General features: G+C 71.6%; 8 protein-coding genes and 1 pseudogene. 3 read left to right on the top strand and 6 right to left on the bottom strand.

The genetic code is table 11. The annotated features are described in order from the left end of the window. Positions 1 to 444, top strand: a pseudogene (locus tag QR77_RS48470) (MFS transporter); the annotation flags it as partial. Between the two features lie 26 nt (positions 445 to 470). Here the strand turns inward: QR77_RS48470 and QR77_RS10105 are convergent. The 6 genes from QR77_RS10105 to QR77_RS10085 all read right to left on the bottom strand — a co-directional run bounded on the left by QR77_RS10105 (position 471) and on the right by QR77_RS10085 (position 5,937). Then, the gene (locus QR77_RS10105) at positions 471 to 1,109 is read right to left on the bottom strand and encodes a response regulator transcription factor (protein ID WP_040027637.1); all 639 of its coding nucleotides are present in this window, start codon (positions 1,107 to 1,109) and stop codon (positions 471 to 473) included. Positions 1,110 to 1,137: 28 nt separating this feature from the next. After that, on the bottom strand, positions 1,138 to 2,382 hold the full coding sequence (locus QR77_RS10100) for a sensor histidine kinase (RefSeq protein WP_078876588.1): 1,245 nt from the start codon (positions 2,380 to 2,382) through the stop codon (positions 1,138 to 1,140). Beyond that, a complete protein-coding gene (locus QR77_RS10095) occupies positions 2,379 to 3,101 on the bottom strand; it encodes an ABC transporter permease (RefSeq protein WP_040021100.1) in 723 nt (240 codons plus the stop codon). Before QR77_RS10095 ends, QR77_RS10100 begins: the two co-directional genes overlap by 4 nt. After that, on the bottom strand, positions 3,101 to 4,060 hold the full coding sequence (locus QR77_RS10090) for an ABC transporter ATP-binding protein (RefSeq protein WP_078876587.1): 960 nt from the start codon (positions 4,058 to 4,060) through the stop codon (positions 3,101 to 3,103). The genes QR77_RS10095 and QR77_RS10090 overlap by 1 nt, the downstream gene beginning before the upstream one ends. Positions 4,061 to 4,282: 222 nt before the next feature. Then, entirely contained in the window at positions 4,283 to 4,456 is a 174-nt protein-coding gene (locus QR77_RS47385; RefSeq protein WP_173476288.1) for a hypothetical protein, read from the bottom strand. A 167-nt stretch (positions 4,457 to 4,623) separates the two neighbouring features. Then, a complete protein-coding gene (locus tag QR77_RS10085; protein ID WP_040021098.1) occupies positions 4,624 to 5,937 on the bottom strand; it encodes a hypothetical protein in 1,314 nt (437 codons plus the stop codon). 264 nt (positions 5,938 to 6,201) lie between these two features. Between QR77_RS10085 and QR77_RS10080 the strand changes: the two genes are divergently transcribed. Together QR77_RS10080 and QR77_RS10075 are read left to right on the top strand one after the other, a co-directional pair. Beyond that, positions 6,202 to 7,236: an iron-siderophore ABC transporter substrate-binding protein gene (locus QR77_RS10080; protein ID WP_040021097.1), complete on the top strand. Its 1,035-nt coding sequence runs from the start codon at positions 6,202 to 6,204 to the stop codon at positions 7,234 to 7,236. A gap of 153 nt (positions 7,237 to 7,389) precedes the next feature. Continuing rightward, the coding region (locus QR77_RS10075; protein ID WP_040021095.1) for a Nif3-like dinuclear metal center hexameric protein at positions 7,390 to 7,933 on the top strand (544 nt) is incomplete at its 3' end.

Here is a 7,933-nt window from a genome sequence, read left to right as displayed (position 1 = left end):
CCCCGGCTGATGGCGCGCGTCGGCGCGCGCAATCTGGCTGTGCTCGGCGCGCTGGGCGCCGCTGTCGGGTTCGGCTGGCAGTCCACCATGTCGGCCGACGGTACGTATGTGACGTCGATCCTCGGCCCCGGCATCCTCATGATGATCGGTATGGGCCTCGCGGGCACCCCGCTCGCCGCCCTCGCCACCTCCGGCGCAGCGCCGGGCGACGCCGGCCTGGTCTCCGGACTCGTCAACACGTCCCGGACCATGGGCGGCGCGCTCGGCCTCGCGATCCTCTCGACGGCCGCCGCCGCCCGTACGGCGGGCGGCACCAGCCCGGAGGCGCTGACGGCGGGGTACGCGGTGGCCTTCAGGACCGGGGGCGTGATCCTGCTCGCCGGGGTGCTGCTGATGGTGGTGTGGCTGCCGCGTCACCGGGCGGAGGGGCACCGGGCGGACTGATGGGCCACTTGTGCGCCCGTCAGCCGTCAGAGCCAGCCCTGCTGGCGGGCCGCCCGTACGGCCTCCATGCGGTTGCGCGTCCCCGTCTTGCCGATGGCCGCCGACAGGTAGTTGCGTACGGTCGACTCGGACAGGTGCAGCTTCCCCGCGATGTCGGCGACGGTCGCGCCGTCCGCCGCCGCGTTGAGGGTGTCCCGCTCCCGCGCGGTCAGCGGGCTCGGCCCCGCGCTCAGCGCAGCCGCCGCCAGCGCCGGATCGATCACCGTCTCACCGGCCAGCACCCGCCGGATCGCGGCTGCCAGCTCCTCCACCGGGCCGTCCTTGACCAGGAATCCGGCGGCGCCCGCCTCCATCGCCCGCCGCAGATAGCCGGGCCTGCCGAACGTGGTCAGGATGAGCACCCGGCAGCCGGGCATCTCTTCGCGCAGCAGTACGGCGGCGTCGAGGCCGCTGAGGCCCGGCAGTTCGATGTCGAGCAGCGCCACATCGGGGTGTGAGTCGCGCGCCGCCGCCAGGATCCGGTCACCGGTGGCGACTTGGGCGACGACCTCGATGTCGTCCTCCATGCCCAGCAGCAGTGCGAGCGCGCCGCGCATCATGCCCTGGTCCTCGGCGAGCAGGACACGTACACACTTGGTGGGCCCTTGCCCCGGCGTTTCGGTCACGGACAGAGCGTAGGGGCGGTCGGTCACTTCAGGGAGCGTCCGTCCGACCGGCCTGGTGGTTCTTCTCGTTGTTCGCGGCGCGCCCGTTGTTCGCGTCGCGCCCGTTGCTCTCGTTGGGCCCGTCGCCCGAATCAGCAGCGGGCGGAGCCGCGTCCACCGGGAGTACGGCCCGCACCCGGAAACCCCGCGCCGCCGGCCCCGCCTCCAGCGAGCCGCCCGCCGCGGCGAGGCGTTCGGTGAGGCCCTTGAGGCCCGTACCGTCACAGGGGGCCGACGGGTCCGGCTGGGCACTCGCGCCGTCGTCGGTGACGGTGAGGACGACCTGCTCCGACGTGCCCTTCAGCACGATGTCGCAGTGGCTCGCCGCGCTGTGCCGTAGTGCGTTGGTGACCGCCTCCCTGACGACCCAGCCGAGCAGCGCCTCCGTCCGCGGCCCGAGCGGCGGCCCCGACTGCCGTACGACCGGCTCGATTCCGGCGGCCGTGAGCGCCGAACGCGCGCGGTCCAGCTCCGTGGAGAGGCTGCCCTCGCGGTAGCCGGTGACGGCCTCCCTGATCTCGGTGAGCGCCAGCCGGCCGACGGACTCGATGTCGGAGATCTGGCCGAGCGCCGCTTCGAGATGGCGCGGGGCGAGCCTGCGCGCCGCCTCCGCCTTCACCACGACCACGGAGAGGGTGTGGCCGAGCAGATCGTGCAGATCACGCGAGAAGCGCAGCCGCTCCTGCTCCACCGCCGAGCGCGCCAACTCCTGCCGGGTGTCCCGCAGTTCCATGATGGTCTCGGCGAGGGCCAGGATCACGGCCGTCACCATCATCGAGAGGAAGGTGCCGTACGCGATGGTCACGGCCTGCCAGCCCTCGTAGTGCCAGCCGATGAGCCCGGCGGAGACGGACAGGGGCGCGGCGACCCACATCAGGGCCTTGCCGCGCATCACAGTGCCGCAGGCGAGGCCGAGCAGGGGGAAGAACACCAGCCAGGCGCCGCCGTAGCCACCCGCGAGGCCGAACGTCAGCACACCCATGGCGAGGAGCGACCACCGGCTGCCGGGACTCCGGCGCCGCACCGGGTCGAAGGAACGGAACACCACGGAGATGTAGAGGGAGTTGAAGACCAGCAGCCCCACCGCACCGATCCAGGCGTTGGGCGTCCGGCCCTGGATCACGTTGGAGAAGGCCCCCAGACCGAGCAGCAGCCAGGGAAGCATCGCGTATCCGGAAGGCGGCCCGGGCCTGCGCTCGGATTCCGGCTGCTTGCTCCGCTTCCCCTGTCTCATGCTGTCCTCGCTGACTTCCGGTAGGAGGCAACAGCGTACGAACCGAAGACCAGCAGCCACACGGCCAGCACCGCCACAGCGCCGGCGGTGGGCGCGTGTCCCTCCGTGGTGGACCTGCCGAGTTCCGCGAACCGGTTGGCGGGTGTGTAACCGGAGACCGTACGCAGCCAGCCGGGAAACGCCTCGACCGGGAACCAGAGTCCGCCGATGACCGAAAGCCCCATCAGCGAGGCGACGTTCACCACACCGGTGGTCTGCGCCGTGAGCCGGTAGCCGTTGCCTATGCCGAACAGGGTGAAGGGCAGCGCGCCCACCCACAGCAGCACGATCAGGGCGACCCACTCCCAGAGCGCCATCCGCACGCCGTTGATCAGCGCGCCCGCGGCGAGTACGGACAGCAGCGCGGGCAGGACCGTCACCGAGCCGGTGATCGCGCGGCCGAGCACGACCTGCCGGGGCAGCATCGGGGTGATCCTCAACTGCCGCAGCCAGCCGAGGGACTTGTCCTCCGCGATGCCGGTGCCGGTGCTGACCGCGGCGCCGAGCGCGCCGTACGCCGCCATGCCGACCATGGAGGACGTCTTCCAGCCGTCGTCGCCCGGATCGGCGCCGATGTTGGTGAACAGCAGGTACATCAGGACGGGCATCCCGGCGCCGAAGATGATGAACCCGGGGTCGCGCAGCGCGCGGCGGACTTCGAGCTTGATGTACTGGAACATCAGACGGTCTCCTTCACGGGGGCGCCGGTCCGGCCCTGGGCGGGCGTGGCGGCGGAATCCGGGGCGGTCGGTGCGGTGTCTTCGGTCGTCAGGGCCAGGAAGGCGTCTTCGAGGGAGGCGGCGGCGACTTCGAGCTGGTTGATCGCGTTCATCGCCGCGAGCGCGACGACGGTCGCGTCCGAGTCCTCCGTACGCAGCAGCGCGCGGTCTCCGCGCACCTCGACGGCGGTGACACCGGGCAGCGCGGCGAGGCCTTCGGTGGCGCGGCCGCGCAGGTCGAACGAGACGAGGTGGCCGCCGACCGAGCTCTTGATCCGGTCGCTGGTGCCGTCGGCGACGATCCGGCCGTGGTCGACCACGACGATCCGGTCCGCGTAGTCGTCGGCCTCCTCCAGGTAGTGCGTGGAGAACAGCACGGTGTTGCCCCGGTCCGCGTACGCCCGCATCGACGTCCAGAAGGCGCGCCTGGCCTCCACGTCGAGGGCGGCGGTGGGCTCGTCGAGGACGATCAGCTCGGGCGCGCCGGCCAACGCGACGGCGAACCTGACCCGTTGGAGCTGGCCGCCGGAGAGCTTGTCGACGCGGCGATTGGCGAGTTCGGTGAGTCCGGCGAGGGCGAGCGCCTCGGCGACCGGCAGCGGACGCGGGAAGGTGCTGGCGACAAACGTCACCAACTCCTTTACGGTGACGCGCTTGATGGGCCTGCCGTCCTGGAGCATCGCGCCGACCCGCCCGGCGGCCACGGCCTTCGACGGCGGTCCATCGAAGAGCCGCACGGTCCCGGAGTCGGGCTCGTCCAGGCCGAGGAGCAGCCCGATCGCGGTCGACTTGCCGGCGCCGTTACGGCCGAGCAGGGCGACGGTCTCGCCGCGCGGGATGTCGAGGTCGGCGCCGTCGACGGCCCGAACAGCCCCGAAGGTCTTGACCACTTGAGAGAAACTCACCGCTGTCTGCGTCATGCCAATGACACTACGGAGAGTGCCGGGACGCCCGGAAGAAGCGGTTGTACGGTCTCGGGCAGTACATATGTCCTGGCCCGGACGCGCGGGAGGCCGCCGCGGCCCTGCCGCGGCGGCCTCCCGCTCTGTCGTGTGTCCGGTGCTTCCGTCGCTACGTGTGACGCCGATACCTGTGACGCTGATATGTGTGGCGCCGCTACGTGTGTTACGCGTTCCGTGTGTTCAGGCGGCCCTGCGGCTCTCCTCGGGGCGGCGGTGGCGGCCGTACGCCGAGGACGACGAGTCCTCCGTCGGGGCCGCACCTCCTCTGTGCTTTCCGTAGCCGCCGTCCGCGTCCTGCCCGGCGGCCGCGGGCTGCGGGCGCTGCTGGGTCGTGTCGGCTCGGGCTTCAGACATGTGGGAAATTCACTCCGTCGTGATCGCTTCGTGTGGTGTGCCACGGCCCCGGCAGGTCCGTACGGGCCTGGCCGGCCTCGCTCCGGCCGGGCGGCGGCACGGCCACTGTCCACATCACAGTCGTCGCCCGCGTCCGGTCGGTACGGTCGCCGCGCACTGGCGAAAGTCTAGCCAGATGCCTCGCGACCGGTGAGCGGTGCCTGCTGCAACGGCACCGGCCTGCACATCACAGGAGTGTGCTGAGCGTCGTACGGTTCCTCTTCACCCGGATTTGTTTCGGCGAATTCCGTGCCCGCTTCCGCGCCCGCTTCCCGGTCCGTTCGCCGGTCCGTCGGCCTGCCCACTTCCGGGCCCGCCGCTCTGCGCCATCGGCTGCCCGTCTCCGCTCGCGTCTCCCGCACGGGTACGTCCACCGGCGCCTCGACGCACGCCACCCCGCAGGGCACCGCCCGTGTCGCGTACGGCAGTCGCAGTGTGCCGCCGGGCGTCCAGAAGCCCGCCCCCGCCAACCACCCGCGCGGCGCGTGGAGTTGGTGCAACTGCCGTCCGGAGGGCCGCCATACGCCCACCCAACTGCCCGCAGCGCCGTCGATCCGCAGCGCCACCGCGCAGCTCTCCGGCATCAGCACCTGCCCCGGCTGCACGGCGAACGGCGTCACCGCGCAGTCCGCCAGCCGCAGGCACTCCGGGAACCTGACGGGACGCAGACTCCCCAACACGCCCCAGCCGAGCCGGTCGTGGCCCGCGGCGTCCGAACGGATCAGCAGCAGACCGCTGTCGGGGTCGGCGAGCAGCAGCCGGTCGTTGCTCTCCTCGGTGATCTGGAGGAGCGGTGTCACCTCGCCGCCGCGCCCCAGATCCACCACGACGGCCTTCACCACGCCGCCGATCTCCCTGTCCAGGGCGAGTATCCGGCCCGTACGGTCGAGCCACACACCGCCCGAGCAGCGTCCCGGTACCTCCACCACATGCTCGGGCCCGAACATGCCGCCCGCCACCCGCCAGATGGTCGAGGAGCGCTCGCCGACCGCCAGACCGTACGCGCTGACGCCGTCCGGCGCCGGCGGCAGCAGCGTCAGCCAGGCGTCCTCGACCGCGCCGAGCTGAAGCTCGCCGGTGGCGGGCCCGGTGGGGTAGAGCAGCGAGAACGCGTGACGGTCCGCCACCCGGCGGCAGATGAGCACCCGCCCGTCGGTCAGCGGCAGCACCTCGCTGTCCGGCTCCTCCGGCTGGTTGAGCGGGAGCGGTACGGCGTACGGCTCGGGCCCGTCGAGCGTCCAGCGCTCGGGGAACCAGGCGGCGCCGGGCCGGCCGGGCCGCCCCCCGGCCGCCGACACCTCAGCCACCTCACCCGTCTCACCCACCTCATGCGTCGCGCCGAGCGTCAGCCGCGCGGCGTACGTCCCGTCCGCCGTGATCGCGAACGTCGTACGCCGCACCGCCCCGCCCTTCGTAGCAGTCTCGATGGCGCAGGCCGTCATCGGTTCGTCACCTCCGGCGACGAAGCTAGTTATCGCACTCCCTGCCGAACAACACGAGACCACTCGCTTCACTGATAAGGGTGGCGATGTGGTGATTCGCCTGAGATCGCGGGGGTGGTTGTGCTGCCGACTGCGGCCATGGTTAAGGTTAGGCACGCCTAAGTAACTGAATTGAGCACCGCTCAGCACCGCCGTCGCACGGCACACCACCGCTCGCGCACGCTGTGCACCCGCCTGCTCGACCTGCCCTCCAGGAGCTCCCAGATGTCCATACGACGCAGTGGCACAGCCGCCGTGGTCGCCCTCGTCGCCGCGCTGTCCCTCGCGGCCTGCGGGGGCGGCGGAGGCGGCGGATCGGCCACGTCGGACGACGCGGCCGGCAAGAAGGCCGCTGTCGCCACGGGCGGCAAGGACTTCGCCGACGCCGCCAAGAAGACCGCCGCCTTCGGGACCGACGCCAAGCCGGGCGAGTTCCCGCGCACCATCACCCAGGCGATGGGCAGCACGGTGCTCAAGAAGCGCCCCGAGCGGGTCGTGGTCCTCGACGTCGGCGAGTTCGACAACGTCGTCTCCCTCGGCATCAAGCCGGTCGGCTACGCGCCCACGGAGGGCGACGACGGCATCCCCAGCTATCTGAAGAAGGACGCGGGCAACCCGAAGAAGGTCGGCACGATCAGCTCCCTCAACCTGGAGGCGATCGCGGCGCTCAAGCCCGACCTGATCCTCGGCAGCCAGCTTCGCGCCGCCGACAAGTACAAGGAACTCTCGGCGATCGCCCCGACCGTCTTCTCCATCAGGCCCGGCTTCCCCTGGAAGGAGAACTACCTCCTCAACGCCAAGGCGCTGGACCGGCTCGACCAGGCGAAGGCCAAGCTCGCCACGTACGACAAGAAAGTCGCCGCGCTGAAGGCCGCCATGGGCCCCGACAAGCCGACGGTCTCCATGGTCCGCTACCGGCCCGGCCAGTTGCGGCTGTACGGGGAGGCCTCGTTCATCGGCACGATCCTCCAGGACGCCGGAATCCCGCGGCCCAAGAACCAGCAGATCAACGACCTCGCCGTGGAGATCAGCCCCGAGAAGATCGACGAGGCGAACGCCGACTGGATCTTCAGCGGTGTGTACGGCGACCCGAGCAAGACCGACCAGGCGGCGGCCGTCGGCAGCCCGCTCTGGAAGAACCTCAAGGCCGTCAAGGACGGGCAGGCCGTCGACGTCAAGGACGAGACCTGGTACCTGGGCCTGGGCGTCACCGCCGCGTACTCGGTCCTCGACGACCTCCAGCACTACCTGGCCAAGTGAGAGCGTCCCGGTCCGGAGCCTGATCGGGACCAGGAGCCCGATCAGGGACCCGGTGCCTGGATCAGGGGCCGGGAGCCCGGTCGGGCACCGGGAGCCCGATCAGGGACGTAAGCCATGGCCACCGGGGCACGGAGGACAGGTAGCCTTTCCCCCGTGCCCCGTCTGTCCGAAGTCCTCGCCGCGCTCGACGCCCTCTGGCCGCCCGAGCGGGCCGAACAGTGGGACGCCGTCGGTACGGTGTGCGGCGATCCCGACGCCACAGTGACCCGGGTGCTGTTCGCCGTCGACCCCGTCCAGGAGATCGCCGACGAGGCCGTGCGGCTCGGCGCCGAGCTGATCGTCACGCACCACCCGCTCTACCTGCGGGGTACGACGACGGTCGCCGCCTCGACCTTCAAGGGCCGCGTCGTGCACACCCTGATCAAGCACGACATCGCCCTGCACGTGGCGCACACCAACGCCGACACCGCCGACCCCGGCGTCTCCGACGCCCTCGCCGGCGCGCTCGGCCTGCGGGTCGTACGGCCCCTCGTACCCGACCCGACCGACCCGGCGGGACGGCGCGGCCTCGGCCGGATCTGCGAACTCGACCACCCCGCGACCCTCCGCGACCTCGCGGCGCGCGCCGCGCACCGGCTGCCCGCAACGGCGCAGGGCGTACGGGTGGCGGGCGACCCCGGCGCCCTCGTCCGTACGG

This window comes from Streptomyces sp. 150FB (genome assembly GCF_000818195.1).
Taxonomy (GTDB): Bacteria; Actinomycetota; Actinomycetes; order Streptomycetales; family Streptomycetaceae; genus Streptomyces.
The sequence above is the reverse complement of the archived record's forward strand: the minus strand, read 5'-3'. Positions and strand labels throughout refer to the sequence as shown.

Bases quoted from the DNA above. Each gene is read 5' to 3' on its own strand.
- QR77_RS10090 (WP_078876587.1), bottom strand. From the start codon at position 4,060: ATGACGCAGACAGCGGTGAGTTTCTCTCAAGTGGTCAAGACCTTCGGG.
- QR77_RS10080 (WP_040021097.1), top strand. From the start codon at position 6,202: ATGTCCATACGACGCAGTGGCACAGCCGCCGTGGTCGCCCTCGTCGCC.
- QR77_RS10100 (WP_078876588.1), bottom strand. From the start codon at position 2,382: ATGAGACAGGGGAAGCGGAGCAAGCAGCCGGAATCCGAGCGCAGGCCC.
- QR77_RS47385 (WP_173476288.1), bottom strand. From the start codon at position 4,456: ATGTCTGAAGCCCGAGCCGACACGACCCAGCAGCGCCCGCAGCCCGCG.
- QR77_RS10095 (WP_040021100.1), bottom strand. From the start codon at position 3,101: ATGTTCCAGTACATCAAGCTCGAAGTCCGCCGCGCGCTGCGCGACCCC.
- QR77_RS10085 (WP_040021098.1), bottom strand. From the start codon at position 5,937: ATGACGGCCTGCGCCATCGAGACTGCTACGAAGGGCGGGGCGGTGCGG.